A 26,003-nucleotide genomic window follows, 5' to 3' on the forward strand; every position below is an offset into this window, starting at 1 on the left:
GAGCCGGTGCTCTCACCGGGGGCGGGGTCCACGCGCCGGTAGGGCCCGGACACGTCGGTGGGTGACATCCGCCGTCGCGCGCCGACCCCCGACGAGGGGGCGGCGACCGGGTACGGCCCGGAGATCTCCGGTGCGCCACGGGGCCCGGGGATCGCGGCCGTCGGCGCCACCGGAGGGTCGAGCGGCGGCTCGGACGGTGGCCGGGCCGCGGTGACCCGGCGGGGCGCGCTGCGGTGGCGCATCGCCGCCACCAGCGCGGACGCGGCGAGCAGCGCGGCGATGAACACGAGGATCGGCACGGCGAGGTCGGTCCAGCCGGTGGCCCCCGACAGCAGCCCGGGCGAGGGCGGCGCCGGCAGCGCGTCGTAGTCGACGAGGCCGGTGCTCTCCAGGTAGCCGATGTGCCGGGTGACGAACTCGGCGGCGGTGGTGGCGAAGTCGCGGACGAGGGAGTTGCGGGTGCCGACCCGGACCGCGGCGATCTGGGTCAGCACGTTGCCGTGGGCCTCACGCACCCGCTGCACGAACATCCGGTCGTAGTCCGACCCGGTCTGCGCGGAGATCTCCTTCATCCAGGCGAGCTGCTGGGCGCTGGGACTGGTGGGCAGCAGGACGCCGAGCTTGTCGGCCACCGTGCGGACGTCGGCGTCGAGCGTGGCGTGCTCCCCCGCGACGTGCTGGCCGACCTCACGCACCTGGGGCGAGCTGGCCTGCTGCTCGGCCTGCTGGCCGGTGGGCTGCTCCCAGAGACCGGCCATGCGGACCTTGGCGAGCAGGTCCCGGTCGGCGGGCCCGACCGGGCCCCACTGGGTCTGGGTCCAGCCCCCGGTGCCGGGGGTGTCCGACGACCAGGACTGGAACACCGACACACTGACGGCGAGGAGCACCGCGACCAGCACGGAGACGCGCAGGAACCGGGGGATCCGGCGGAGCATGGGGAGCCTTTCGGGGTCTTTCGGGAACCGGTACGGGTCAGACGAAGTCGAACAGCTCGGTGCGGATGCGCGCCGGGGCGACGTCGAGGACGTCGAGCACCTCCAGCGCGTCGTCCACGAGTCCGGGGGGCCCGCAGAGGAACCAGTCGACGTGATCGGGGCGGGGCACGGTGGCGAGCACCATGGCGAGCAGGCTGACGCCGAGATCGCCGGTGTGGCCGTCCCAGCCCTCGCGGGGCCGGCGCAGCACCTCGGTGACCTCGAGGTCGAGGGTGTGGCGGAGAAAGCCCAGCTCCTCGCGGAACAGCATGTCCTCCAGCGAGCCCGCGACGACGACGAGCCGGTACGGGCGGGGGTCGGCGCGGTCGGCCGCGGTGCGCAGCATGCTCATCATCGGCGTGATGCCCACCCCGCCCGCGACGAGCACGAAACCCTCGCAGGCCCCGATGTCGCTGGTGAACGCGCCGTGCGGGCCGTCGACCCAGACGGGGCTGCCGGGTGGCAGGGTGCGCAGCCGGTGGGTGAAGTCACCGGCGTGGCGGATCGTGAACTCGGTGCGGCCCAGGTGGGCGCTGGAGGCGATCGTGAACGGGTGCTCCTCGGCGGCGGGCGACCGGGCGAGCCGCAGCCAGGCGAACTGGCCCGGGGCGAACGCCCAGTTCGCGGTCTCCGGGCGGCGGCCGCCCCCGTGTCGGGCATTGGGGTGCCGGGCCCGTGGTCCCAGCACCAGGGTGCTCACCGTCGGGCTCTCGGCGCGCACCTCGTGCACCACGAACTCCGTCGACGGGTCGAGCAGCCCGCGCCACACCCACCGGTAGGCCGCCACGGCCACGAGCACCAGCATCAGCGCGGTCAGCGCCACGGCCATCGACGCCTCCTGGACGGCGTGGTCGAGCAGCACCACGTGCAGCGCGGAGAACACCACGACGGCCACGCCCAGCGCGATGTGCGTCCAGCGCCAGATCTCGTAGGGCAGCTTCAGGTGCCGGCGCAGCAGTGCGGCCCCCACCAGCGCCCCGAGCGCGACGGTGGCGCCCACGGCGGCCTGCGCCCGGCCCGGCGCGTTGGGCACGTCGAGCAGCGAGACGGCCGTCGGGTCGGCCGCGACGACGCAGGCAAGGTGCAGCAGCACCAGCGCCGCCGCGCCGAGGCCGAGGAACCGGTGGACCTCGATCACGCCCTCGATCCCGAAGGCGCGGTTGACCGAACGGAGCCTGCTGGGCAGCACCGCCGCGCAGACCATGGCCGACAACGCGAACAGCCCGGTGACCACCGACAGCCGGGACCACAACGGCTCCGCGGGCGCGGTCGCCAACCACAGCAGCGGCGGTCCGACCATGATGGTCGTGAGACCCGCGAGCCACGCGGTGCGGAAATGCCTGTCGGTCATGGCGGCAGACCGTAGGCAGCGCTCCCCGGCCGGGGTTGCGAAGCTGAGAGCGTCGTAAGCCGGATGTCCGCTCCGCCGCGACGAGCGGCGACGGACTGGGCCGGACGCCGCAGAAGTTGGGCCGATCGCCCGGTGACGCCTTTCAGGAAGTCACGGAACGGCAACGGTCGACGGGGCCATCGGCCCGTTCGACGATCCGGGCCCCGGCCGTCGCGGGGCCCGACCGGTCACCGCCGACCGGCTGCCGTCACCGCGCCGGGCCGGAGGGTGAACGGCTGAGGCGACCGGCTCGCCGGGACGCGCCCCCTGCGCTCGCCCCCGCCGAGCGCTCACTGATTCCGGTCGCCACCGGGACAGGTGAGCGGTGATCACCGGCTCGTCGGTCGCCGGACGATGTCCGGCGGACTCGCTGAGGGCACCGCCCAGCAGCCGGAGCAGGACCTGCCGCCGTCCGTAGCAGTGGTGCGCCGCCCACCGTGTCCGGGACGCCGCGGACCGCCGCGGATCCTCAGCGGCGCAACCGCACCACGGCCCGCGAACCTACTGTCCGGGTCCATGAGGCCACACGCCCCCACCGCGCCGCCCCGGGCGGTCGTCCCCACGATCCGCGCGGCCGGCGCCGCGTGCCTCGTCCTGCTGGCCGCCGGGTGCGGCTCGGGCTACGTCCCGGCGAGCGAAGCCGTGCCGGTGGGATCCCGGCCGGCGGCCACGGTCCAGGCCCCCGCGGCCGACGCGGGCGGGCTGGCGACGGCCTCGACGACCGTGGGCACCGTCGTCACCAGCGAGGGCTACACGCTCTACCGCTTCTCCCAGGACACCGCGACGCCGTCGACGTCGGCCTGCGTCGGCGCGTGCGCGACCGCGTGGCCGCCCGTGCTGGGCGACGGCGTCCCGGCCGTGGACGGGCTGCCGGCCGACCTCGTCGGCACGGTCGGACGACCGGACGGCGCCCAGCAGCTGACGCTGAACGGCTGGCCGCTCTACCGCTTCGCCGAGGACACCGCGCCGGGCGACGTCAACGGACAGGGCGTCGGCGGCACCTGGCAGGCGATCGGTCCGGACGGCACACCGGCGGGCGCGGCGGCCCCGGCCGACACCGGCAGCGGCTACTGATCCGCGTCGGGCTTGCGCGCCCTGCTGGGCTGCACCCGTGAGGGCTCGCCCGGCATCTTCGGGTACTCCGGCGGGTACGGCATCTCCCCGCGCGGGTCGGCGGCGTACCACTCCAGCGCGGTCTCGATGCCGCCCGCGTGGGCGTCCATGTCGGCGTGCGGGTCGCCGCGCTCGGCGTAGATGCCGGGCACGGTGCGCACGTCGAAGTCCTCGGGCGTGACGTCGGGCAGGTCGTCCCAGGTCAGCGGCATGGAGACGGTCGCCCGTGGCCGGCCGCGCACCGACCACGCCGACGCGATGGTGCGGTCGCGGGCGGCCTGGTTGTAGTCGAGGAAGATCCGCTCGCCGCGCTCCTCCTTCCACCAGTCGACGGTGGCGCGCTCGGGCACCCGCTCGGCGACCTTGCGCCCGATGGCGATCACGGCGTGCCGGACGTCGATGAAGTCCCACTCGGGGCGGATGCGGCAGAAGACGTGGATGCCCCGCCCGCCGGAGGTCTTGGGCCAGCCCACCAGCCCGGCCTCGTCGAGCACCTCGTGCAGCACGGCGGCCACGGCGGCGGCGTCGGCGAAGTCGGTGCCCGGCTGCGGGTCGAGGTCGACGCGCAGCTCGTCGGGGCGGTCGGGGTCGGCGCGGCGCACCGGCCAGGGGTGGAAGTCGAACGTGCCCATGTTGGCCGCCCACAGCAGCACGGCGGGCTCGGTGGGGCAGAACGCGTCGGCCGTGCGTCCGCTCGGGAACGTCACCCGGACCGTCTCGGCGTAGGCGGGCGCACCCTTGGGCAGCCGCTTGGAGTAGAACGGCTCGCCCTCGACGCCGTCGGGGTAGCGCTTGAGGTTGGTGGGCCGCTCGCGCAGCACACCCAGCAGGGGGTCCACCACCGCGATGTAGTACTCCACCACCTCCCGCTTGGTGATGCCCGGCTCCGGGAAGTAGATCTTGTCGGGGCTGGTCAGGCGCACCTCACGGTCGCCGTCGGGTCCCGGCACGGTGAGCAGCACCGCCGCCGCCTTGGTCGCCACGGGGGCGCACGCTACCGGCTACGCTTGATGTTGTGCCCGAACCTGAGCGGTCTCGTCAGTTCGACGACGAGCTCGTGGGCCTCGATCCCGACGACCCCGAGGCCCGGGCCTTCGCCGCCCACCTCGACCGCATGCAGCGCGAGCGGCCCTCGTTCACCGTCGAGGGCTACCTGGCCGGGGTCAGCGAGTTCGCCGACTCCGCCAACCGCGCCGAGGGCGAGCGGCGCTGGGGTGCGGTGCTCGTGGTGCTCCTGCTGCTGGCCGTCTCGGCGTACCTCGTGTGGGACGTCCTGCACTTCGTGGTGGCGACATGGCTGTAAGGGGTCTGATAGGTCGCATCACGAGCGCGCTGTCGGGGCGCCCACATAGTGTGGAGCGCATGGACAAGTCCACCGAACCGGCCGCCACGGTCGTCAAGACCGACGCCGAGTGGCGCGAGCAGCTCACCCCCGCCGAGTACCAGGTGCTGCGCAAGGCCGGCACCGAGCGCCCCTTCGTCGGCGAGTACACCGACACGAAGACCACCGGCGTCTACGAGTGCCGCGCGTGCGGCGCCGAGCTCTTCCGCAGCGACACCAAGTTCGAGTCGCACTGCGGCTGGCCGTCGTTCTTCACCCCGCTCGCGGGCGAGGCCGTCATCGAGCGCACCGACTACTCGATGGGCATGAAGCGCGTCGAGGTCGTGTGCGCCACCTGCCACAGCCACCTCGGTCACGTGTTCGAGGGCGAGGGCTACGGCACCCCGACGGACCTCCGGTACTGCATCAACTCCATCTCGCTGAAGCTCGTGCCGGACGCCTGACGCCGCCGGTCGGAGGTACCGCTGAACCCGAACGGCCGGTAGGACTGGTGACGCCCCGTCGTCACCGTCGCCCCGGAGGTACCCCGTGCGCGTGGTCGTCGTGCTCGTCTCGGCGCTGGCCGTGGCGCTGCTGGGAGCCCCGACCGCCTCGGCCGCGCCACCCGCGGCGCACCCCGGGTACACGATCGTGGCGCCCCAGCTCACGCCGCTCGTCGCGGGCGGCAAGCCGACCCGGGTCCTGACGGGCGTGCTCGACGCCGCCGGCTACGCCGTGGAGGTCCCGGCGCACTGGAACGGGCAGCTCGTCATGTGGGCGCACGGTTTCCGGGGCAACGGCGCCGAGCTCACCGTCGACGCCCCGTCCTACGGGCTGCGGCAGCGGTTCGTCGACCAGGGCTACGCGTGGGCGGCCTCCTCCTACGACCGCAACGGCTACGACGTGGCGTCCGGGGTGCGGTCCACCCACGAGCTGGCCACCGCCCAGGCCCTCGCCGCCGTCCGCGCGTACCCGCCGGGTCCCGACTACGGCACCGTCGCGCTGCCGGCGATCTACGCCGGGCTCGGGCTCGCCCCGAACAACCCGGCCGTCACCACGCCGAAGGCGCAGCAGCTGCGGGCCGAGACGGTGCTGGACTCCGGCGGGGTGCGCCCCGGCGCCGACGCGTCCTTCTCCTACTGGAAGGACTTCCTGCTCTCCCTGGCCGTGCCCGGCAACGCCCCGACGCCGGTCACGGGCGTGGCGCTCAACCCGGGCGTCGTGGCCACCAACGTCGGCCACGACTACGCCCCTGACGCACCGGTGAACCCGGACGTCACCGTCCAGCGCGTCCGCCCCGCCGACCCCGCCGCCCGCAACTCCCGGGCGCTCACGCCGGTGGCCCAGGTGGCCGGGAAGCCGCGGGTGCCGGTGCTGACCCTGCACGGCGTCGGCGACCTGTTCGTGCCGTTCTCGATGGAGCAGATCTACGCGGGCGAGGTGGCCGACGCGGGCCGGTCGGACCTGCTGGTGCAACGCGCGATCCGCACCACCGGACACTGCGAGTTCTCCGATGCCGAGGCCGGGAAGGCCTGGGACGACCTGGTGGCCTGGACGGACGGCGGGAAGCGCCCGGCGGGGGACGACGTGGACGCCACGTCCGGCCCGACCTTCGGCTGCCGCTTCTCCGACCCGGCCGCCTACGCCGCGGCCGGCCCGCCGTCGCAGACCGACACCCGCCGGTTGTTCGCGCCCTGCCCGGCGACTGGCTGACCACCTCGACGTCGCACGGCAGGCCGGGGGCGCAAGCCAGCCGGGCGTCGGCGACGATCTGCCGCTAGCTCCTACGGCAACGTCGCGACCAGATCTCCCGCCTGCACGCGCGGGCCCGTGTAGAACGGGATCTCCTCGCGCACGTGCCGGCGGGCCTCGGTGGCGCGCAGGTCGCGCATGAGGTCGACGATGCGGTCGAGCTGGTCGCACTCGAAGGCGAGGATCCACTCGTAGTCACCCAGCGCGAACGCGGGCACGGTGTTGGCGCGCACCTCGGCGTAGCTGCGGGCGGCCTTGCCGTGGTCGGCGAGCATCGTGCGGCGCTCGTCGTCGGGCAGCAGGTACCAGTCGATCGACCGGACGAACGGGTAGACGCAGACGTAGCCCTTGGGCTCCTCGCCCGCCACGAACGCCGGCACATGGCTCTTGTTGAACTCCGCAGGCCGGTGCAGCGCCACCTGGCTCCACACGGGCACGCTGGCCCGTCCGAGCGCGGTGGTGCGCCGCAGGGCGGCGTACGCGCCCTGGAGGGCCTCGACGGTGGCCGCGTGCCACCAGACCATGTAGTCGGCGTCGGCGCGCAGGCCGGCGAGGTCGTAGACGCCGCGGACGGTCACTCCCTTGGACTCCAGACCGTCGAGGAACTCCCCGATCTCGGAGACGGCGGCGGAGCGGTCGTCCCCGAGCTTCCCCGGTTCGACGCGGAATACCGACCACATCGTGTAGCGGATGGTGCTGTTGAGCTCGGCGTAGTCGAGGCGGGCCATACCCCCATGGTGCCACCAGCCCGATCCCCCGCGAGTCGGCGGTTCCCCGTGCGCGAGTCGGCAGTCTCGGGAGACGGGCGGTCAGCCGGTCGTGGCCGCAGCCAGATCCGCGACGACCCGCTCCGCGGCGGCCCGGGCGGTGCCCACACACGCCGGCACCCCGACGCCGTGCAGTGCGGCCCCGGCCACAGCGAGACCGGCCGGCAGCCCGTCCCCGATCGTCCGCACGCGGTCCAGGTGGCCCACGCCGTACTGGGGCAGCCCCCCACCCCAGCGCTGGACGTGGACGGCGACGGGGTCCGCCGTCAGCCCGGCCACCTCGGCGAGGTCGCGGCGGGTGCGGGCGACGAGCTCGTCGTCGTCGACCTGCAGGGTGGCGGCCTCCCCGAACCGGCCGAGGGACGCGCGCAGCCGCACGAGGCCGTCCGGGGCGAGGTGGGCCCACTTGTTCGTCGAGTGCGTGACGCCCTTGACCGACAGCGGCTCGCCGGCCGCCACCAGCATCCCGGACGTCGGGGGCAGGCCGGTCGCGTCCCGGGGGCGGTAGGCCAGCGCCACCACGACCGACGACGCCAGCTCGATCCCCGACGCGGCCCCCGCCGCCGCCGGGGCGACCCCGGCCAGCAGGCGGGCCGCAGCGGGAGCAGGCACGGCGAGCACCACCGCGTCGACGTCGAGAAGTTCGGGATCGGTGGTGGGGCCGAGGGTGAGCCGCCAACCCCGTTCGCGGCGCTCGAGGGACCGGACCGTGACGCCCAGCCGCACCTCCGCACCCGCCGCGGCGACCAGCGCATCGAGCAGCACCCGGTAGCCACCGGGGACGGCCCCGAAGACCGGCGACGGGCCGGGAGGGGCCGTCGTCCGGCCCGGATCCGCCGACTCGCGCTCCGGCATCGGGCGACTCACGCCCGGAGAACCGCCGACTCGCGCACGGGAATCGGCCGACTCGCGCACGGGAAACCGCCGACTCGCGGGTGGGGTGGTGGCCCGGTCCGCGGCCGCCGTCAGCGACGGCGCGCCCGCGTCGAGCGCCGCGGCCAGGGCGGGGATCGTGGCGCGGACACCCAGCAGATCGACGCGGCCCGCGTAGACGCCGCCCAGCAGGGGGTCGGCGAGGCGGTCGGCGAGCTCGTCACCGAAGCGCTCGCGCAGCAGGCCGCCCAGGGCCACGTCGGCGTCGCGATCCCAGGTGAGGGGCCGGTCGGGCTCCGCCGCCACCGCGGCCAGTCCCTCGGCCGAGAGCAGGCCGTCCAGGCGGGCGGCGCTGGTGGGCACCCCGAGCAGGGTGGCGCCGGGGAGCGGGCCGGTGCGCCCGGCGGCCCGGACCGACGCCGACGCACCCGTGGGGTGCACGGCGGACAGCCCCAGCTCCGCCAGCAGCACCGGCACCTCGGGCCGCCGGGTCAGGAACGCCTCGGCGCCGACGTCGTAGGGCACCCCGGCGAGGTCGACGGTGCGCAGGACGCCCCCGATGCGGTCCCGCTGCTCCAGCACCGTGATCACCGCGGACGGGCCGAGGAGCGTGCGCAGCCGGTGGGCGGCGGCGAGGCCGGAGATCCCGGCCCCGACGACCGCGACCCGCGAGCTCACGGGTTCTGGCTGTGCACCAGCTCGACCAGCCGCGTCAGCACGTCCGGGTCGGTGTCGGGCAGCACGCCGTGGCCGAGGTTGAACACGTGGCCGGGGGTGCGGCGGCCCTCGTCGAGGATGCGCAGCACCTCGGCCTCGAGCGAGGCGGGATCGGCGAACAGCACCGCGGGATCGAGGTTGCCCTGCACCGGGCGGGTGCCGCCGGCGCGGCGGGCGGCGTCGTCGAGGGGGATGCGCCAGTCGACGCCGATGACGTCCGCCCCCGCCTCGGCCATCGAGCCCAGCAGCTCGCCGGTGCCGACCCCGAAGTGGATGCGCGGGACGCCGGCGTCGGCCAGCGCGCCCAGCACCCGGGAGGAGTAGGGCAGCACGTACTGCCGGTAGTCGCGCACGGACAGCGCCCCGGCCCACGAGTCGAACAGCTGCACGGCGTCGACGCCGGCCTGCACCTGCGCCTGCAGGAACGACGTGGTGATGCCGACGAGCTTGTCCATCAGCCCGTGCCACACCTCGGGGGCGGCGCGCATGAGCGCCTTGGTGCGCTCGTGGTTGCGGCTCGGCCCGCCCTCGATCATGTACGAGGCGAGGGTGAAGGGGGCGCCGGCGAACCCGATGAGCGGGGTGGCGCCGAGCTCGCGCAGCAGCAGCGCGATCGCGTCGGTGACCGGGGCGACCTGCTCGGCGTCGAGATCGGGCAGTGCGGCCACGTCGGCGGCCGTGCGGACGGGCTTCGCGACGACCGGCCCGGTGCCGGGCACGATGTCCACGCCGACGCCCGCGGCGTAGAGGGGCACGACGATGTCGCTGAACAGGATCGCGGCGTCGACGCCGTGGCGCCGGACGGGCTGCAGCGTGATCTCGCACGTCAGGTCCGGGGTCATGCAGGCCTGCAGCATCCCGGTGTCGGCCCGCAGCGCGCGGTACTCCGGCAACGACCGCCCGGCCTGGCGCATGAACCACACGGGCACCCGCGACGGGCGGCCACCGCGGGCGGCCACGAGGAGGGGGGCGGTGCTCAGGTCGCGACGACCGAGTGCGGCGGGAGCGGGTTTCGTGACCATGTCGGAGTCGATTCTTCCACCCCGTGACGGGGCACCGCGCGGCGGGCCGCAGCCCCTCGATCGGGTACCGGCGCGCCTGCCGGAACCGCCACGGAGTGCAACCTAGAGTTCCCGCTCGTGCCCGACGCGACCGCCCCACCCCCCATCGAGTTCCGGCGGGCCGTGGCCTCGCTGAGCGCGCCGCGGCACCGACCCGAACTGCTCGTCTCCGCCCTGAGTGCGCCGCCCCGGCTCGCGCCGTACACGTGGGCGTTCAGCGTGGAGGCCGACGCGGGCGCCGGACGCGCCGGGGAGCCCCTCGACGATCTCGACGAGCCCGACACGTCGGGCCGGCTGATCCTGCTGCACGACCCGGCGGGCCAGGACGCCTGGGAGGGCGTGTTCCGGCTCGTGTGCTTCGTGCAGGCCAGGCTGGAGCCCGAGCAGCTGGGCGACGAGATGTTCCCCGTCGTCGGCTGGTCGTGGCTCACCGAGGCCCTGGAGCAGAACGGGGCGGGCTACACGGCGCTGGGCGGGACGGTCACGCAGACGTCCTCGGTGCGGTTCGGCGACATCGCGGGGGCGCGCCGCGACGACGACGTCGAGCTGCGGGCATCGTGGACCCCCACCGACACGGACCTGGCCGCGCACGCCGAGGCGTTCTGTCAGCTCGTCGCATCGGCTGCGGGCCTTCCGCCGGTCGGAGCAGTTTCTCTCGCTCATCGAACGGTCTGATCACGGTGCTCACCTGCAGTAACGATGCTAGCCGTGATCACCTCCGTCACCCGATCGAGTGGACGGCTCGCGACAACGCTGTAACTTTCACCCGGCAAAGTTCGATCCGATACACGACGTTAGACCGCTTGGGGGGCTACGCTTCCTCCTACGACACCTCCTCGGGCGGTCGGGCGAACGCTCTACGCGACCGGGGTTCTGGTGCCGGTCGGGGGGCAACGACCGACTCCAGGGAGGTAGTGACGTGGCCGTAGTGGGCCAGGGCTCACCAGTACGTGGTGTGGTGGGAAATCCATCGAACCCCGTGCTGTCGCCCGCAATGGTCCCGCATCCGCGGGAGGAACTGTTCTCGGTGCTGGTGGTTGACGACCACCCGCTGCTGCGCGAGGCGATCGCCGCGCGTCTGCGCTCCATGGGAGCGGGAACGGTGTACGAGGCTGCGTCGGTCGCCGAAGCACGAGCCCGGGCACACGCCAACGGTCCCTGTGACCTGGCGATCCTCGATCTCGGCCTTCCCGACGGCAGCGGGCTGGATCTGGTGACGGAGCTCCGTTCGCTGGGCTGGAACCGTCTCGTCGTGCTGGCGTCCTCGGACGACCCGTACGCCGTGCGGTCCGCGTTCCAGGCGGGCGCGCAGGCGTACCTGCTCAAGTCGGCGTCGGCGGCGATCGTCACCGACGGCGTGAAGCGGGTGCTGGACGGCGGCGTGTACGCCGACCCGACCGTGGCGCCGCTGCTGGCCACGGGCACGCGCGTGCCGGGCACCGACAACACCCCGCGTGAGCTCTCGGCCCGCGAGGTGGAGGTGCTGCAGCTGGTGGCCGACGGCCAGTCCAACAAGGAGATCGGCGAGGCGCTGAGCCTCTCCGCGCTCACCGTCAAGAGCCACCTGTCCCGGATCGGGCGCAAGCTCGGCACCGGTGACCGCGCCCAGATGGTGGCGTTGGCCATGAGGGCCGGGGTCATCCGCTGACCGAGTCCCCCGCAGAACCACTCGACGACGAGGAGGGTGGGCCGCAGAACGAGCCGGTACAGCCGACGCCGTTGCTGCGACCCGCAGACGGTCTGCCCCCCGTGGTGGCCGACCGGGCCGCGCTGGTCCGGACGGCCGCGGAGTTCGCCGCGGGTAGCGGACCGGTCGCCGTGGACGCCGAACGCGCGTCCGGCTTCCGCTACTCGCAACGCGCCTACCTCGTGCAGCTGCGCCGCAGCGGCGCGGGCACGGCACTCGTCGACCCCATCCCGCTCGGCAGCGACCTGTCCGAGCTCGCCCCGGCCCTGACGGGGCCCGAGTGGGTGCTGCACGCCGCCAACCAGGACCTCGCGTGCCTCGCTGAGGTGGGCCTCGCCCCGTCCGCGCTGTTCGACACGGAGCTGGCGGGTCGCCTGGCCGGGCTCCCCCGCGTCGGCCTGGGCCCCATGGTGGAGCAGCTGCTGGGCCTGGGGCTGGAGAAGGGCCACGGCGCCGCCGACTGGTCGCGCCGGCCGCTCCCCGAGGACTGGCTCGTCTACGCCGCGCTGGACGTCGAGGTGCTCGTCGAGCTCCGTGACGTGCTGGCCGCCCTGCTCACCGAGCAGGGCAAGTACGAGTGGGCGATGCAGGAGTTCGAGGCCGTCCGCACCGCGGGCCCGGCGGCCCCGCGTGCCGAGCCGTGGCGCCGCACGTCGGGCATCCACAAGCTGCGCAAGCCCCGCGCGCTCGCCGCGGTCCGGTCGCTGTGGGGGGCCCGCGACCGGCTCGCCGCCGAGCGCGACATCGCGCCGGGCCGGGTGCTGCCCGACGCCGCCATCGTCGACGCCGCCGTCACCGCTCCGGAGACGGCCCACGCGCTCGCCGGCATGGCGGTGTTCCGCGGGCGTTCGCAGCGCCGGCTGACGAACTACTGGTTCGCGGCGCTGCAGGAGGCCGCGGCGCTGGACGCCGACGCGCTCCCCCGCCCCTCCGCGCCGGCCGACGGCCCCCCGCCGGTGGCCCGCTGGGCCGACCGGGACCCCGACGCCGCCGCCCGCCTCGCCGCCGCCCGTGCCGCCCTGGCCGCCACGGGCGAGCAGTGGTCGGTGCCGGTGGAGAACCTGCTCCAACCCGACCTGCTCCGCCGCCTCTGCTGGACGCCGCCGGCCGATGGCGACGTAGGAGCAGCGATGCGCAAGGGCGGAGCGCGCGACTGGCAGGTGGCGCTCCTGGGGGAGCAGCTGGAGGCGGCGCTGGCCACCCGCGCCACCTGACGCTGTCGGCCGGCGCGCTGCCGTCGACGACATGCGCGCGCGAACCTGTTGGCCACCCCGTGTCGCCCGGACTCCGTGCGCATCACGCATCCGGTCACTCAGCGCGCGCAGCTCCGGCGGCAGCGGCTCCCGACGACGTCCCACGGAAGAAGGATGACGAATCGGAGCGATCAGCGTCGAAAGTTGCCCACAAGCCGCGTCATCCCTGGCAGTGCCGCAGCACAATGGGCTGTCAGCGGGCCGATACCTGCTGTGCCGCCAGGAACACCCTGACGAGCTGCGCGAACTCGTCCGCCTTCTCCACCTGGGGCATGTGACCCGTCTCGGCGAACACGTGCGACTGCGCCCACGGGAGCGCGGCCCGCGCCGCGCGCAGATGGTGCGCCGGCAGGATCAGGTCGCGCTCACCCCACACCACCAGCGTCGGCTTCGGGTGCCGGGCCACCTCCGCCAGCAGGGCGCTCCGCCAGCCGGCGCTCACCCCCCGCAGGGTGCCCAGGGCCCGGGCGGCCTCCAGGAACACCACGGCCGAGCCGGGCTGCCGCCCCACCTCCACGGCGTGGTCGATCCGCTCCTCCGTCACGAACGAGCCGTCGAAGAACAGGGCGCGCTCGGTGCGACGCATCGCGTTGCGGTCGGCGGCACCCAGCATGCCCCGGCCGAGACCGGGGATGGCCAGCAGCCGCAGCGCGATGGTGACCTCCTTGCCGAAGCCCGCGCTGTTGACCAGCGTCGACGTTCGCACCCGGTCCGGGGCCAGCACCGACAGCTGCATCGCCACGGCGCCGCCCAGCGAGTTGCCCATCACGTGGACGGGCCGGTGCTCGCCGAGCGCGTCGAGGGTGCCGAGGACGCCCTCGGCCAGGGTCCGGAGCGTCGTCGGCTCGGGGAGGCGCTGCGAGAACCCGAACCCCGGCATGTCGACGCTGATCACGCGGTAGGCATCCGCGAGCCGGGCGTGCTGGGGCGCCCAGTCCTCCAGGCTGCGGCCGATGCCGTGCAGCAGGAGCACCGGCTCCGACGACGGGTCGCCGCTCTCCCGCACGTGGATGCGCGCGCCGCGGACGTCGACGTCGGTCATCCCCGCTTCACCATCGCCTTGGTCAGGACGTCCAGCACGCGCGGGTACGACGTCGGCAGCAGCCGCGCCAGCACGTCGGGGATCTTCGCGCTGGACGCGATCAGCACCCGTGCCCTGCGGTGCTCGACGCCGTCGAGAATCTCCTCGGCCGCCTTCTCCGCCGGGTAGCTGAGCAGGGCGCGGTACGCCTTCTGTGTCGCCTCGACGTCGGTCCGGGCCACCCCGGACCCGACGCGCGCGCTCTCCGCCACCCTGGTCCTGATCCCGCCCGGGTGCACCGTGGTGACGCCGATCCCCTGCGGCGTGAGCTCGGCCCGCAGCACCTCGGTGAGCCCGCGGATCGCGAACTTGCTCGACGAGTACGCCGACTGTCCGGCCGGCCCGATCAGCCCGTACAGGCTGGAGACGTTGACGAGGTGGCCGCCGGCGGCGATCGCCGGCAGCAGCGTGTGCGTGAGCAGCACGGGCGCCCGGAAGTTGATGTCCATGACCCACTCGAACTCGTCGAGGGTGACCTGGTCGAACCGGCCCCCGAGCGCGACTCCGGCGTTGTTGACCAGCAGGCCGATCCGCGGGTGGTCGGCGAGGATCTGCTCGGCGACGGCGAGCGTGGCCTTGCGGTCGGCGAGGTCCACCACGATCGTCTCGACGCTGATGCCGGGGTGGCGCAGCCGGACGGTGGAGGCCACGGCGTCGAGCCGGTCGGCGTCGCGGTCGAGCAGCACGAGGTCGCTGCCGCGCACCCCGAGCCCGTAGGCGAGCTGCTCGCCGATACCGCTCGCGGCCCCGGTCAGCACCGCGGTCTTCCCCGCGAAGCGGTAGTCCTTCATCGAACGGCCTCCTCGAGCACGGCGGGCGCGGCCGCGAACGTCATGTCGCGGCGCACGCTCACCGGAATGGTCCTGATCATGTCCACGACGTAGTTCTGGCGCGTGGCCCACGGTTCCCTGGCACCCTGCTGAGGGAACCGGTCGGCCGAGCGCTGCACGTAGCTCGACGTGAGGTCGAGCAGCGGGCGCCGGCCCTCCCCGGCCGCGGCGTGCGCCGGGGTGGCGCTCGCGTAGCCGTGGCGGTCCATGAACCCGAGCAGCCGGCAGACGTAGCGCGACGACAGGTCGGCCCGCAGGGTCCAGGACGCGTTGGTGTAGCCGATGCAGTAGGCGAAGTTCGGGACGCCGGACAGCATGAGACCGCGGTAGGTGAGCGTGTCGGAGAGCTCGACGGGCCTGCCGTCGATGCTCAGGTCGAGCCCGCCGAACGGCAGCAGCGACAGCCCGGTGGCCGAGACGACGACGTCGGCCTCGAGCACCTTCCCCGACACGAGCCGGATCCCCTCGGGCACGAGCCGGTCGATGTGGTCGGTGACCACCGAGGCGTCACCGTGGCGGATGGCGCGGTAGAAGTCCCCGTTCGGGACGACGCACAGCCGCTGGTCCCACGGGTTGTAGCTCGGGGTGAAGTGCTCGTCGACGTAGGCGGGGTCCTCGAGGAACTTCAGCGCGATGCCGCGCAGGATCTTCTTCACGCTCTCCGGGCGGCGGCGGGCGAGCTGGTAGAAGCCCTGCGAGACCGCCACGTACTTCGCGCGGATGATCGTCGCGGCCAGGCGGGCGGGGAGCAGGCGCCGGAGCCTGTCGGCGAACGCGTCGCGCTGCGGCAGGGCCGTGAGGTAGGACGGCGAGCGCTGCAGCATCGTCACGTGCTCGGCCTTCTCGGCCATTGCGGGGATCAGTGTGACGGCGGTGGCGCCGCTGCCGATCACCACCACCTTCTTGCCCGTCCAGTCCAGGTCCTCCGGCCAGAACTGCGGGTGCACGAACTCGCCCGCGAAGTCCTCACGGCCGGCGAACTCGGGCTGGTGGCCGTGCTCGTAGTTGTAGTAGCCGGCGCAGGCGTAGAGGAAGCCGCAGGTCAGGGTGCTCTCGACGCCGCCGCTGAGCAGACGGACGGTCCAGCGCGCCTCCCGCGTCGACCACTCTGCTCCGACCACCGACGTGGCGAACCGGATGTGCCGGTCGATGCCCGCCTCGGTGGCGGTGTCACGGATGTAGGCGCGGATGTCCGAGCCCTCGGCCATCGACCGGGAACCCTGCCACGGCCGGAACGGATAGCTGAACGTGAACATGTCCGAGTCCGAGCGCACGCCCGGGTAGCGGAACAGGTCCCAGGTGCCGCCGATGGCCTCGCGGGCCTCGACGATCGCGTAGCTCGTGCCCGGGCGCTCGTGGGTGAGCCGCCAGGCGGCGCCGATGCCGGACAGGCCCGCGCCGACGATGAGGACGTCGACATGTTCGGTGGTCATACGCCCAGTCTGGTCGTCCGCCGGGCCGGAAAGTTGACTTCAGACGACAGTCATTTACCCTTGCGCGACATGCGGGCGATGGTGCGGGCCGCGGCGCTGCGGGGCCTCGAACCCCTCGTGGACGGCCTCGGCGGCGACGGGGCCGCCCTCCTGGTGCGCTTCGGGATCCCGCCCGGTACCGCCGACGACGCCCTGGTGCCCGCGGCCGCCGTCGGGCGCCTGCTGGAGACGGCCGCGGCCGAGCTGACGTGCCCCGACCTGGGGCTGCGCCTGGCCGAGCAGCAGGACGTCGGCATCCTCGGGCCACTGGCGGTCGCGATCGAGAGCTCCCGGACGATGGGCGACGCCCTGGACTGCGCCTCGCGCTTCCTGTCGGTGCACAGCTCCGCGCTGCGCACCTCCCAGGTCCCCGATCCCGAGGGCGTCCGCGGGGTCATCGGGCTGCGGTACGGCGGCGCCGGCGGCGAGATCCCTCCCCCGCAGGTCGTCGACCTCGGCATCGGCCTGTGGCACCGCATCATCCTGCTGCTGCACGGTGGCCCCTACGGCCTGCGCTCGGTGCACCTGACACACCCGCCCCTGGCCCCGGTGGACCGCTACACCGGCTTCTTCGGCGCGGACGTCCGCTTCGCGCGCGACGCGGCCGTGCTCCGCGTGCCGGTCGGGCTCGCCGCCACCCCGGTGCACGGCGGCGACGAGGTGCTGCACGCGATCGCCGTCGAGTTCCTGGAGAGCCACTTCCCCGACCCCGGCGCGATGGTCGCCCCGCGGGTGCGCGCGGCACTGACGCAGTCGCTCGGGTCGTCACCGGTGCGGATCGGGTCGGTCGGACGGCTGCTGCGCCTGCATCCCCGCACGCTGCAGCGCTACCTGGCCGCGGAGGGCACCACGTTCGACGCGATCCTCGACGACGTGCGCCGCGACGCCGCCGACCGCCTGATCACCCGCACCGACCTGCCGTTCTCCCAGGTCGCGACGATGGTCGGGCTGGCCGAGCAGTCGGCGCTGACGCGGGCCGTGCGCCGCTGGTACGGGGTCACCCCACGGGAGGTCCGGCGTCGGGCAGCCGGACGGTGACGGCCAGGCCGCCGCCCGGCACCGGCTCGGCGGCCGCCGTGCCCCCGTGCGCCGCCACCACCGCGCGCACGATCGACAACCCCAGCCCCGATCCGCGCACCGCGCCCGTGCGTTCCACCGGGCCACGGCGGAACGGCTCGAACAGCTCCGCCACCTTCTCCGCGGGGATCTCCGGCCCGCTGGACGCCACGCACAGCACCGCGGAGCCGTCGCAGGCCGAAGTGGACACCTCCACCCAGCCGCCGCCGACGTTGTGGCGCACCGCGTTCTCCAGCAGGTTGCCGGCCACGCGCTCCAGCAGCACCGGATCGCCGCGGACGGTGGCGGGCGCGGTGCGCACCTGGACCCGCAGCCCCCGGTGCCCGGCGTCGGTGCGGACGGCGGCCAGCGCGGGCGGGACGAGGTCGGCGAGATCCACAGGCCGGACGTCGGCCAGCTCGGCGCCCTCCGTGCGGGCCAGCAGCAGCAGGCCGGCCACCAGGTCGTCGGCCCGGCGGGTGGCCTCGCGCACGACACCACCCATCCGGCGCAGCTCCTCGACGTCGGCGGACGGGTCCGACAGCGTCACGTCCACCTCGGTGCGCAGCACCGCCATCGGCGTGCGCAGCTCGTGGCTCGCGTTGGCGACGAACCGGCGCTGGGCGTCGAACGCGGCCTGCAGCCGGTCGAGCATCGCGTCGAAGCCCGCGGCCAGCTCCGCGACCTCACCGCGGGCGCCCCGCACCCCCGTGCGGGTGTCGAGCGACTCGACCGACAGCCGCCGCGCCGTGGCCGTCACGGCGTGCAGCGGGCTCAGGACGCGGCCCACCAGCCACCAGGACACCAGGGCCGCCGCGACGACGACGAGCGGGAACGCCACGAGCCCCGCCGTGAGCACGGTGCCCTGCGCGGCCTGCCCGACGGCGTCGGCGAACTGCTCGGCGGGCACCACCTGATCGCCGACCCGCACCGTGCTGCCCTCCGGAAGGGCGGGCAGCGCCCGGGCGACCCCGCCGACCAGCCACCAGCCCAGCCACAGCAGCAGCGCGCTGACCGCGGCCACCACCGCGGTGCTGACCAGCGTCAGGCGCGGCCGCAGGCCCAGCACCATGGCCTGGATCAGCCCGCGGCCGGGACCCGGTAGCCGGCGCCGACCACGGTCTCGATCACGCCGGGATCGCCGAGCTTCTTGCGCAGCGTCATGACGGTGACGCGCACGGTGGTGGTGAACGGGTCGGCGTTCTCGTCCCAGACCCGCTCCAGCAGCTCCTCGCTGCTCACCACGGCACCCCCGGCCGACATCAGCACCTCGAGCACGCCGAACTCCTTGCGCGTGAGCTCGACGGGCCGCTCGTCGCGGCGCACCGTGCGCCTGGACGGGTCGAGCGCGACGTCGCCGGCCACCAGCATCGGCGGCACGGCCGGGGTGGCGCGGCGGCCCAGCGCGCGGCAGCGGGCCACGAGCTCGGGGAAGTCGAAGGGCTTGGCGAGGTAGTCGTCGGCGCCGCGGGACAGACCGTCGATCTTGTCGGCGAGCGTGCCGCTGGCGGTGAGCATGAGCACCCGCGTGGTGGCCCCGGAGGTCACGATCTGGGCGCACAGCTCGTCGCCGCCCATGCCGGGCAGGTCGCGGTCGAGCACCACCACGTCGTAGCGGGTGACCGTGGACTTCTCGTGGCCCGTGTCGCCGTCGTAGGCCACGTCGACGGCCATGCCCTCGCGGCGCAGCCCGCGGGCCACGGCGTCGGCGAGCGCCTGCTCGTCCTCGACGACCAGCACGCGCATCAGCGGGCCTGCTTCTGCGCGGAGGCGGGGACCAGGGCCGCAGCCCACTCCGTGACCTGCCGGGCCACGTCCTGCGCCGTCAGCCCGATCTCGGCGAGCAGGTCCGACCGGCCGCCGTGGTCGAGGAACCGCTGCGGGATGGCCACGTCGCGCTGGGGCACGTCGCACTCGGCGGCGCGCAGCACGTCCGACAGCGCGGAGCCGAAACCGCCGTGCCGGCCGCTGTCGCTGACGGTGACGACGAGCTGGTGCTCCCGCGCCATGTCGACGAGCGCCCCGGGTACCGGGAGCACCCAGCGCGGATCCACCACCGTGACGGCCACCCCCTGCTTCGCGAGCCGCAGCGCGGCCGCCACCCCCAGCTCGCCGAAGGCGCCGACGCACACCATGAGCACCGACGGCTCCTCGCAGACGTGCAGCACGTCCACCCCGTCGACGCGGTGCAGCGCGGGCACCGACTCGATCACCGGCCCCTTGGGGAACCGCAGCGCGCTCGGCCCGTCGTCGATGGCGACGGCCTCGCCCAGTTCCTCCCGCAGCGTGGCGGCGTCGCGCGGGGCGGCCACGCGGATACCGGGCACGACACCGAGGATCGACAGGTCCCACATGCCGTTGTGGGAGGGCCCGTCGTTGCCGGTGACCCCGGCCCGGTCGAGAACGAGCGTGACGGCCTGGCGGTGCAGCGCGACGTCCATCATCAGCTGGTCGAAGGCGCGGTTGAGGAACGTGGAGTAGATCGCCACCACCGGGTGCAACCCGCCGTGGGCGAGCCCGGCGGCCGAGGTCAGCGCGTGCTGCTCGGCGATGCCGACGTCGAAGCAGCGGTCCGGGTGGGCCTCGGCGAACGGCACCAGGCCGACGGGCCCGAGCATCGCCGCCGTGATGGCGACGACGTCCTCGCGGGCGGCGCCGATCTTCACCATCTCCTCGGCGAACACGCTGGTCCACCCGGTGGACGGGGCGGCCGTGGGCAGCCCCGTCTCGGGGTCGAACGCGGCCGGGCTGTGCATCTGCTCGGCCTCGTCGTTCTCGGCGGGCGGGTAGCCGTTGCCCTTGCGGGTGACGGCGTGCACGATCACCGGCCCGCCGAAGTGGCGCGCCCGGCGCAGCGCCGACTCCATCGCGGCGACGTCGTGGCCGTCGACGGGGCCGAAGTACTTGAGGCCGAGGTCGGAGAACAGCTCCTGCGGGCTCAGCGCGTCCTTCACGCCCGCCTTGAACGCGTGCAGGCCCGCGTAGAGCGTGGGGCCGACGACGGGCGTGCGGGCCAGGGCGTTCTTGCCGGCCTCCAGCACGCGCTCGTAGCCGGGCTGCAGCCGCAGCGACGCGAGCCGGTCGGCCAGGCCGCCGATGGTGGGGGCGTAGGAACGGCCGTTGTCGTTGACGACGACCACGAGGTTGCGGTCCTTGGCGGCCGCGATGTTGTTGAGCGCCTCCCACGCCATGCCGCCGGTGAGCGCGCCGTCGCCGATCACCGCGACGACGTGGCGGTGCTGGCCCGTGAGCGCGTAGGCGTGGGCGATGCCGTCGGCCCACGACAGCGACGTGGACGCGTGGCTGTTCTCCACGTGGTCGTGCTCGCTCTCGGCGCGGCACGGGTAGCCCGACAGGCCACCGGTCTTCTTGAGCTGGTCCCAGCCGTCCTGGCGGCCGGTGAGCAGCTTGTGGACGTAGGCCTGGTGGCCGGTGTCCCAGATCACCGTGTCGCGCGGGGAGTCGAAGACGCGGTGCAGCGCGATCGTGAGCTCGATGACGCCCAGGTTGGGGCCGAGGTGGCCGCCGGTGCGCGAGACCGTGTTGACGAGCTCCGTGCGGATCTCCGAGGCCAGCGCGTCGAGCTGCTCCCCGGTGAGCCGCTTGAGATCGGCCGGACCGCGCACGGACTTCAACACACTCATCGCTTGCGCCACCGTCCCATCGTACGGAAACCGGGCGACCGCGGCCCGGCACCCGGATGAGAGGTCACCGGGACTCAGCTGGCGGTGGGGACCTCGGTCGCCTCGCCCCGGCGCGGGCTCGGGATCTCGGCCGGGCCGGCGATCCGCACCCGGTTGCGCCCGCCGCGCTTGGCCGCGTACAGCGCCGTGTCGGCGGCCTTGAGCACCTGGTCCAGGGTGCTGGCGTCGGCCGGCACCCGTGCCCCGCCGATCGAGACCGACAGGCCGCTGATGGTGAGCAGGCCGTCGGCCGTGTCGACCGGCACCTGCAGCGCCGCGATCCGCAGGCGCAGACGCTCGGCCACGAGGTGCAGCTCGTCACGGCCCGCACCCGGCAGGTCGGGCATGAGCACCACGAACTCCTCGCCCCCGAACCGTCCGACGACGTCGTTCGCCCGCACTCCGGCCTGCAGCTCCGCGGCGACGGCCGCGAGCACGTCGTCACCGGCGAGGTGGCCGTGCCGGTCGTTGACGGCCTTGAAGTGGTCGAGGTCGAGGATCATGACCGCGGCCCCGGGGCCGGTCCGCTGCGCCCGCCGGACCGCCCGCGCCGCCTGCGCCTGCCAGGCCGCCGCGGTGAGCAGGCCCGTCTTGCCGTCGGTGTAGGCCACCTCCTCGAGCTGGCGCACGAGCACGGCGCGGTGCAGCACGAGGATCGGGGGCAGGGCGAGCGCGATCAGGCCCGGGGCCGCGCCGAGCGCCACCGCGGCGAGCGCGCCCATGCAGAGCGTCGAGACCTCGAGCGCGTTGTCGTCCCAGCGGCCGAACAGCTCGCTCGGGGACGAGCCCACACCGCTGAGCGAGATCGCACCGGCGACGAGCACGGTGTTGACCACCACGTAGGCGACGACGGCACCCGCCACCCCCAGGACGCCCGTGACGTCGGTGGCGCCCGAGGGCAGCCCGCCCGCCCACTGGACGACGAGGTGCGCGGCCAGCGCGGCGAGCATCACCGTGGCGGTGGTGTAGACGTGCCGGTAGAGCGGCACCCGCGCCGGCCGCCAGACGCGCTGCCACAGGTGGGCGTAGACCACCAGCACCACGGCGGTGGCGAGGACCGGGGGCAGCAGCAGGGCGGCCGCGAACGTCCAGACCGAGCTGAGGTCGAAGTACGAGGTCTCCGACGAGCGCCGCCGGATGCGCTCGATGCCGGTGGCCAGCTCCGTGTGGACCACGCTCAGCCCGGCGACGACGGCCGCCAGCACGACGTCGGTGGGGCGGGGCCAGGCCAGGAACGGGGCCGTGGCCACGACCGCCGCGACGGCGCCGACCTCCACGAGCAGCACGACCACGACGGCCGGCAGCGGGAGCGTGCTGAGGCCGGAACCGGGCACGGACGGTGCAACCACGGTCACGACCTCCTCCCCCCGCACGATGGTGTTCCCCGAGCGAGGTTAGTGAGGCCGACGCGGCGTGTCAGGGGGACGAAGGTCCCTCATCGGGGTGGAATGCGCGAGCGGTCGATCACTGAGCGTCAGATACCGGATCCGAGGGGATCAGTGCGGGAAGCTGCTCCCGGCCACAGGGAAGGGACTCCATCCGCACCGTGTTGCGGCCCGCCCGCTTCGCCGCATACAGCGCCGTGTCGGCGATCTGGAGCAGTTCACGCAGGTCACCGACACCGTCCGGGTGCACCGCCCCACCGACGGAGATGCTCAGCCCGGCGATCGTCAACGGCCCGTCGGCGGTGGGGATCTCCACCCGCAGCGCGGCGACCCGGCGCCGGATGCGCTCCGCGACCGCCTCGAGGTCGGTGCCGTCCCCGCCGCCCCGCCCCGAGAGCAGCACCACGAACTCCTCCCCGCCGAACCGGCCGACGAGGTCCCGGTCGCGGACCTCGGACCGCAGGGCGTCGGCGACGGCGGCCAGGACCTGGTCGCCCGCGAGGTGACCGTGCGTGTCGTTGACGGCCTTGAAGTGGTCGAGGTCGAGCACCAGCACCGCGCGCGGCTCGCGGCCGCGGGTGACGCGCTGCAGCTCCCGCTCGGCACGGGTGTGCCACGTGGCCGCGTTGAGCAGGCCGGTCTTGCCGTCGATCGAGGCCGCCTCCTGCAGGTGCCGGACGAGCACCGCCCGGTGCAGCACGAGCAGCGACGGCAGGACGAGCAGGACGAGCCAGGGGTTGATGAGCAGCGCGACGGCGGTGAGTCCGCCGAGCGACAGCGTGGCGACCTCCAGGACGTTGTCGTCCCAGTCCCCCAGTGCCGTCGCCAGGTTGGGCTGAGCACTGCTCATGGCGATCGCACCGGCGATCAGGGCCGTGTTCACGGTGGTGAAGACGAGAAGGGCCAGCACCAGCGTGAGCAGGGCCGGCGCCGTCAGTGTGGACGGCGCCCGGCCGACCACCGCCGAGGCCCCGAGACAGGCCAGCACCATCGTGGCCGTGGTGAAGACGTGCCGGTAGTAGGCGGCCTTCGGTCGCCCCGTGCGCGCCCAGATGTGGAACTGCACCACGACCGTGACGACCACGGCGAGCGTGACCGGCAGCACGATGGCGCCGGCGAAGATCCACACCGAGCTGAGGTCGATGTGGTGCGGTGCCGTGATCCGGCGGCGGAGCCGCTCGGTCCGCAGGACCGCTTCCGTGTGCGTGAGACCGAGCAGGCCGAGGATCACCATCCGCACGATGTCGACGCGCGTGGGCAGGCCCCCCGCGAGCGCCGACGTGGCCACGAGACCGGCCGCGGTGAGCTCCACGAGAAGGATCGACGTCAGGAGGGCGCTGGGCGTCTCCCACATCGGCCAGCTACGCACCGACCACGGCCGGATCGGGCGCGATTCCTGCTCGCGGGGCACTGACGTCATGGGAGACCTTCGCTCGGAGAACCCGCGAATCCTAGAGCAGTTCGACGTTCCGCGTCACTCGACGGATTCCTTACAGGTGCACGCGACGTGTCAATATGGCTCGATCCGCCGCACTTTCGTGTGACATCTCACACGTTCGACACATGCACTGCCCCCGCGGATTGCACTGCCGGTGTCCGACAGATGTCGGCATCGAACGGCCGTGGTGAACGCGTCCGGGCACATCGCCGGCCGCCGCTCACGCCGTCGCGGCCCGCGACGAGAGGCGCACGTCGTCACCCGATCCCGTGCTGACCGCACGCACGACTCCGACACCGGAAGGGAGCCACCCATGCGCGGACACAGCTGGACCTGACCCCACACCCACCCCCACCACCAGAAAGGAGCCACCCATGCGCGGACACAGCTGGACCTGACCCCACACCCGGTCGACAGGCGCCCGTCACGGCGCCTGGGCCGGCGATGAGCCCGGAGACGCCGGGATCAGCCGATCCGTCGTGACACCACGGTCACCGGCGGCTGGGCCCGGCGCTCCGCGCCGACCGGACGGTCACGGGACCTCGACGGACGGGGCCGGGCGGGCCTCCGGAGGCGTCGGCACAGGAACCCCACCACCCGTCGCGGACCCCATGCACACCTGGTTGCGGCCCGCCCTCTTGGCCGAGTAGAGCGCCGCGTCGGCGACCTGCAGCAGCTCACGCAGGTCACCCCCGCCGGCCAGGTGCACCGCCCCACCGACCGAGATGCTCAACCCCGCGATCGTCAGCGGCCCGTCGGCCGTGGGGATCTCCACCCGCAGCGCCGCGACCCGCCTCCGGATCCGGTCCGCCACGGCCTCCAGATCGCCGTCGCCTCCGTTGCGCCCGGCCAGGAACACGACGAACTCCTCGCCTCCGAACCTGCCGACGAGATCCCGGTCCCGCACCTCGCTGCGCAGGGTGTCGGCGACCGAGGCCAGCACCTGGTCCCCCGCCAGGTGCCCGTGCGTGTCGTTGACGGCCTTGAAGTGGTCGAGGTCGAGCACCAGCACCGCGCGGGAGCCGTCCCCGCGGCGGACCCGCCGCAGCTCACGTTCCGTACTCGTGTGCCAGGCGGCCGCGGTGAGGAGGCCGGTCTTGCTGTCGGTGGACGCGGCCTCCTCCAGGTGGCGGACCAGCACGGCCCGGTGCAGCACCAGCAGCGGCGGGAGCACGAAGAGCACCAGCCACGGCGTGATCGACACCGCCACGGCCAGCAGTGCGCCCAGGCAGAGCGTCGTGACCTCGAGGAGGTTCTCGTCCCAGTCGCCGAGCATCTGGTCGACCTTCGCCTGGGGATCGCTCACGGCGATGGCGCCGGCCACGAGGGCCGTGTTCACGGTGAGGAAGACCAGCATCCCGACGACGAGCACCGGGATCGCGGGGATCCCCTGCTCGCCAGCGAACCACCCGCCGAGGCCGTGCGCGTAGGCGATGGCGGCCGATGCCGCGTACCCCGACAGCACGAACGCCGCCGTGGTGAACGCGTGGCGGTAGGGCGGCGTCCGGGTCTCCTCGGTGCGCAACCACAGGTGGGTGTGGATCACGGCGGCGCAGACGCCGGCGTAGGCGGGCGGGAGCAGGACCGCCGCCGCGAAGAACCAGGTGGAGCTCAGGTTCACGTGCATACCGCCCATGTGCACCTGGCGTCGGACCTGCTCGACCTTCCGCGCGACCTCTCCGTGGACGATGCCCGCGACACACAGCAGGCCGAACGCGAAGAGGGCCGCGCCCCGTGGCCCGCCGTCACCGGCCAGGCCCAGCGTCACCAGAAGAACCGCCGTGGCCTCGACGACGAGAATCGACATGACGAGTGGTGCGGGAATTGTCCAGACCGCCCAGTCCCGGACCGAAAGCGCGCGCAGTGCCGTCACAACGGTGCGGGCACCTCGCTCACGCAATGACATGGACACCGACATCGGCCGACCGGACGGGGCACCGCGAAACGATAGGCGACGGCGACGGGCCCTGTCAGCACGATGGGCCGGGCGGTACCGGAACTGGCCCGCTCGGAGCAGTGGGCGTGGCCCGGATGCCGCTCCACGCGTACGCCTGACCGCCGAACCCGGCACCACCGGGACCTCGACGTCCCTGTCCGGGTGACACTCCCCTGGGGACCGGTGACGACGATGCGTCACCCGCCGGGGCCGG

23 protein-coding genes are annotated in these 26,003 nt (G+C 73.9%); 8 read left to right on the forward strand and 15 right to left on the reverse strand.

Annotated elements, in window-relative coordinates; all coding sequences use genetic code 11:
* A partial coding sequence (locus BGP03_RS07320) for a DUF4142 domain-containing protein (RefSeq protein WP_299735943.1) occupies window positions 1–935 on the reverse strand: 935 nt, incomplete at its 3' end.
* Window positions 936–972: 37 nt separating this feature from the next.
* A complete protein-coding gene (locus BGP03_RS07325) occupies window positions 973–2,325 on the reverse strand; it encodes a ferric reductase-like transmembrane domain-containing protein (RefSeq protein WP_298796712.1) in 1,353 nt (450 codons plus the stop codon).
* A 555-nt stretch (window positions 2,326–2,880) separates the two neighbouring features.
* On the opposite strand from BGP03_RS07325, the gene BGP03_RS07330 reads away from it, so the two are divergent.
* Window positions 2,881–3,438, forward strand: a complete 558-nt coding sequence (locus tag BGP03_RS07330) for a hypothetical protein (RefSeq protein ID WP_298796714.1) — start codon at window positions 2,881–2,883, stop codon at window positions 3,436–3,438.
* On the opposite strand, the gene ligD is transcribed toward BGP03_RS07330, so the two are convergent.
* Complete coding sequence (gene ligD / locus BGP03_RS07335; protein WP_298796716.1) at window positions 3,432–4,460, reverse strand: non-homologous end-joining DNA ligase; 1,029 nt, start codon at window positions 4,458–4,460, stop codon at window positions 3,432–3,434. The two genes, BGP03_RS07330 and ligD, sit on opposite strands and share 7 nt — an antisense overlap.
* 32 nt (window positions 4,461–4,492) lie before the next feature.
* Between ligD and BGP03_RS07340 the strand changes: the two genes are divergently transcribed.
* From BGP03_RS07340 to BGP03_RS07350, 3 genes are all read left to right on the forward strand, one after another.
* A complete protein-coding gene (locus BGP03_RS07340; RefSeq protein ID WP_296377841.1) occupies window positions 4,493–4,780 on the forward strand; it encodes a hypothetical protein in 288 nt (95 codons plus the stop codon).
* A 59-nt stretch (window positions 4,781–4,839) separates the two neighbouring features.
* On the forward strand, window positions 4,840–5,262 hold the full coding sequence (msrB, locus tag BGP03_RS07345; RefSeq protein WP_296377840.1) for a peptide-methionine (R)-S-oxide reductase MsrB: 423 nt from the start codon (window positions 4,840–4,842) through the stop codon (window positions 5,260–5,262).
* Window positions 5,263–5,347: 85 nt separating this feature from the next.
* Window positions 5,348–6,511: a hypothetical protein gene (locus tag BGP03_RS07350; RefSeq protein WP_298796719.1), complete on the forward strand. Its 1,164-nt coding sequence runs from the start codon at window positions 5,348–5,350 to the stop codon at window positions 6,509–6,511.
* A 71-nt stretch (window positions 6,512–6,582) separates the two neighbouring features.
* Here BGP03_RS07350 and hemQ read toward each other — a convergent pair whose 3' ends face one another.
* The 3 genes from hemQ to hemE form a co-directional block, all read right to left on the reverse strand.
* A complete protein-coding gene (gene hemQ / locus BGP03_RS07355) occupies window positions 6,583–7,278 on the reverse strand; it encodes a hydrogen peroxide-dependent heme synthase (RefSeq protein ID WP_296377838.1) in 696 nt (231 codons plus the stop codon).
* 81 nt (window positions 7,279–7,359) lie between these two features.
* Entirely contained in the window at window positions 7,360–8,868 is a 1,509-nt protein-coding gene (gene hemG / locus BGP03_RS07360) for a protoporphyrinogen oxidase (RefSeq protein ID WP_298796720.1), read from the reverse strand.
* On the reverse strand, window positions 8,865–9,929 hold the full coding sequence (gene hemE / locus BGP03_RS07365) for a uroporphyrinogen decarboxylase (protein WP_296377836.1): 1,065 nt from the start codon (window positions 9,927–9,929) through the stop codon (window positions 8,865–8,867). The genes hemG and hemE overlap by 4 nt, the downstream gene beginning before the upstream one ends.
* 117 nt (window positions 9,930–10,046) lie before the next feature.
* On the opposite strand from hemE, the gene BGP03_RS07370 reads away from it, so the two are divergent.
* From BGP03_RS07370 to BGP03_RS07380, 3 genes are all read left to right on the forward strand, one after another.
* A complete protein-coding gene (locus BGP03_RS07370) occupies window positions 10,047–10,643 on the forward strand; it encodes a DUF3000 domain-containing protein (protein ID WP_298796723.1) in 597 nt (198 codons plus the stop codon).
* Window positions 10,644–10,962: 319 nt separating this feature from the next.
* A complete protein-coding gene (locus tag BGP03_RS07375; RefSeq protein ID WP_075949948.1) occupies window positions 10,963–11,616 on the forward strand; it encodes a response regulator transcription factor in 654 nt (217 codons plus the stop codon).
* Between the two features lie 71 nt (window positions 11,617–11,687).
* Window positions 11,688–12,869 (forward strand): HRDC domain-containing protein, encoded by a 1,182-nt coding sequence (locus tag BGP03_RS07380; protein ID WP_298796725.1) that lies wholly within the window; start codon window positions 11,688–11,690, stop codon window positions 12,867–12,869.
* A 232-nt stretch (window positions 12,870–13,101) separates the two neighbouring features.
* Here BGP03_RS07380 and BGP03_RS07385 read toward each other — a convergent pair whose 3' ends face one another.
* Genes BGP03_RS07385 through BGP03_RS07395 form a run of 3 tightly spaced genes read right to left on the reverse strand, consistent with a single transcriptional unit; the run spans window position 13,102 to window position 16,252 of the window.
* Window positions 13,102–13,950, reverse strand: a complete 849-nt coding sequence (locus BGP03_RS07385) for an alpha/beta fold hydrolase (RefSeq protein ID WP_298796727.1) — start codon at window positions 13,948–13,950, stop codon at window positions 13,102–13,104.
* Window positions 13,947–14,780, reverse strand: coding sequence for an SDR family NAD(P)-dependent oxidoreductase (locus tag BGP03_RS07390; protein ID WP_296377832.1), 834 nt, complete (start codon window positions 14,778–14,780; stop codon window positions 13,947–13,949). The genes BGP03_RS07385 and BGP03_RS07390 overlap by 4 nt, the downstream gene beginning before the upstream one ends.
* Window positions 14,777–16,252 (reverse strand): NAD(P)/FAD-dependent oxidoreductase, encoded by a 1,476-nt coding sequence (locus BGP03_RS07395; protein WP_298796730.1) that lies wholly within the window; start codon window positions 16,250–16,252, stop codon window positions 14,777–14,779. The genes BGP03_RS07390 and BGP03_RS07395 overlap by 4 nt, the downstream gene beginning before the upstream one ends.
* 69 nt (window positions 16,253–16,321) lie before the next feature.
* Between BGP03_RS07395 and BGP03_RS07400 the strand changes: the two genes are divergently transcribed.
* A complete protein-coding gene (locus BGP03_RS07400; RefSeq protein ID WP_298796731.1) occupies window positions 16,322–17,329 on the forward strand; it encodes an AraC family transcriptional regulator in 1,008 nt (335 codons plus the stop codon).
* On the opposite strand, the gene BGP03_RS07405 is transcribed toward BGP03_RS07400, so the two are convergent.
* The 6 genes from BGP03_RS07405 to BGP03_RS07430 all read right to left on the reverse strand — a co-directional run bounded on the left by BGP03_RS07405 (window position 17,289) and on the right by BGP03_RS07430 (window position 25,660).
* Window positions 17,289–18,419, reverse strand: coding sequence for a HAMP domain-containing sensor histidine kinase (locus BGP03_RS07405; protein ID WP_296377829.1), 1,131 nt, complete (start codon window positions 18,417–18,419; stop codon window positions 17,289–17,291). The two genes, BGP03_RS07400 and BGP03_RS07405, sit on opposite strands and share 41 nt — an antisense overlap.
* Window positions 18,420–18,427: 8 nt before the next feature.
* Window positions 18,428–19,093 (reverse strand): response regulator transcription factor, encoded by a 666-nt coding sequence (locus BGP03_RS07410; protein ID WP_298796732.1) that lies wholly within the window; start codon window positions 19,091–19,093, stop codon window positions 18,428–18,430.
* A complete protein-coding gene (gene dxs, locus BGP03_RS07415) occupies window positions 19,093–20,991 on the reverse strand; it encodes a 1-deoxy-D-xylulose-5-phosphate synthase (protein WP_296377827.1) in 1,899 nt (632 codons plus the stop codon). The genes BGP03_RS07410 and dxs overlap by 1 nt, the downstream gene beginning before the upstream one ends.
* A gap of 74 nt (window positions 20,992–21,065) precedes the next feature.
* On the reverse strand, window positions 21,066–22,385 hold the full coding sequence (locus BGP03_RS07420; protein ID WP_298796733.1) for a GGDEF domain-containing protein: 1,320 nt from the start codon (window positions 22,383–22,385) through the stop codon (window positions 21,066–21,068).
* 109 nt (window positions 22,386–22,494) lie between these two features.
* Entirely contained in the window at window positions 22,495–23,835 is a 1,341-nt protein-coding gene (locus BGP03_RS07425) for a GGDEF domain-containing protein (RefSeq protein WP_298796734.1), read from the reverse strand.
* Window positions 23,836–24,385: 550 nt separating this feature from the next.
* Window positions 24,386–25,660, reverse strand: coding sequence for a GGDEF domain-containing protein (locus BGP03_RS07430; RefSeq protein WP_296372727.1), 1,275 nt, complete (start codon window positions 25,658–25,660; stop codon window positions 24,386–24,388).
* Window positions 25,661–26,003: the final 343 nt, after the last annotated feature.

It is taken from the genome of Pseudonocardia sp. 73-21 (assembly GCF_001899645.1).
Lineage (GTDB): Bacteria > Actinomycetota > Actinomycetes > Mycobacteriales > Pseudonocardiaceae > Pseudonocardia.

Excerpts from the sequence above, each read along its gene's own strand:
- BGP03_RS07325 (WP_298796712.1), bottom strand. The coding sequence starts at position 2,325 with ATGACCGACAGGCATTTCCGCACCGCGTGGCTCGCGGGTCTCACGACC.
- BGP03_RS07330 (WP_298796714.1), top strand. The coding sequence starts at position 2,881 with ATGAGGCCACACGCCCCCACCGCGCCGCCCCGGGCGGTCGTCCCCACG.
- msrB (WP_296377840.1), top strand. The coding sequence starts at position 4,840 with ATGGACAAGTCCACCGAACCGGCCGCCACGGTCGTCAAGACCGACGCC.
- hemQ (WP_296377838.1), bottom strand. The coding sequence starts at position 7,278 with ATGGCCCGCCTCGACTACGCCGAGCTCAACAGCACCATCCGCTACACG.
- hemE (WP_296377836.1), bottom strand. The coding sequence starts at position 9,929 with ATGGTCACGAAACCCGCTCCCGCCGCACTCGGTCGTCGCGACCTGAGC.
- BGP03_RS07375 (WP_075949948.1), top strand. The coding sequence starts at position 10,963 with ATGGTCCCGCATCCGCGGGAGGAACTGTTCTCGGTGCTGGTGGTTGAC.
- BGP03_RS07385 (WP_298796727.1), bottom strand. The coding sequence starts at position 13,950 with ATGACCGACGTCGACGTCCGCGGCGCGCGCATCCACGTGCGGGAGAGC.
- BGP03_RS07390 (WP_296377832.1), bottom strand. The coding sequence starts at position 14,780 with ATGAAGGACTACCGCTTCGCGGGGAAGACCGCGGTGCTGACCGGGGCC.
- BGP03_RS07395 (WP_298796730.1), bottom strand. The coding sequence starts at position 16,252 with ATGACCACCGAACATGTCGACGTCCTCATCGTCGGCGCGGGCCTGTCC.
- BGP03_RS07400 (WP_298796731.1), top strand. The coding sequence starts at position 16,322 with ATGCGGGCGATGGTGCGGGCCGCGGCGCTGCGGGGCCTCGAACCCCTC.
- BGP03_RS07405 (WP_296377829.1), bottom strand. The coding sequence starts at position 18,419 with ATGGTGCTGGGCCTGCGGCCGCGCCTGACGCTGGTCAGCACCGCGGTG.
- BGP03_RS07410 (WP_298796732.1), bottom strand. The coding sequence starts at position 19,093 with ATGCGCGTGCTGGTCGTCGAGGACGAGCAGGCGCTCGCCGACGCCGTG.
- dxs (WP_296377827.1), bottom strand. The coding sequence starts at position 20,991 with ATGAGTGTGTTGAAGTCCGTGCGCGGTCCGGCCGATCTCAAGCGGCTC.
- BGP03_RS07425 (WP_298796734.1), bottom strand. The coding sequence starts at position 23,835 with ATGACGTCAGTGCCCCGCGAGCAGGAATCGCGCCCGATCCGGCCGTGG.
- BGP03_RS07430 (WP_296372727.1), bottom strand. The coding sequence starts at position 25,660 with ATGTCGATTCTCGTCGTCGAGGCCACGGCGGTTCTTCTGGTGACGCTG.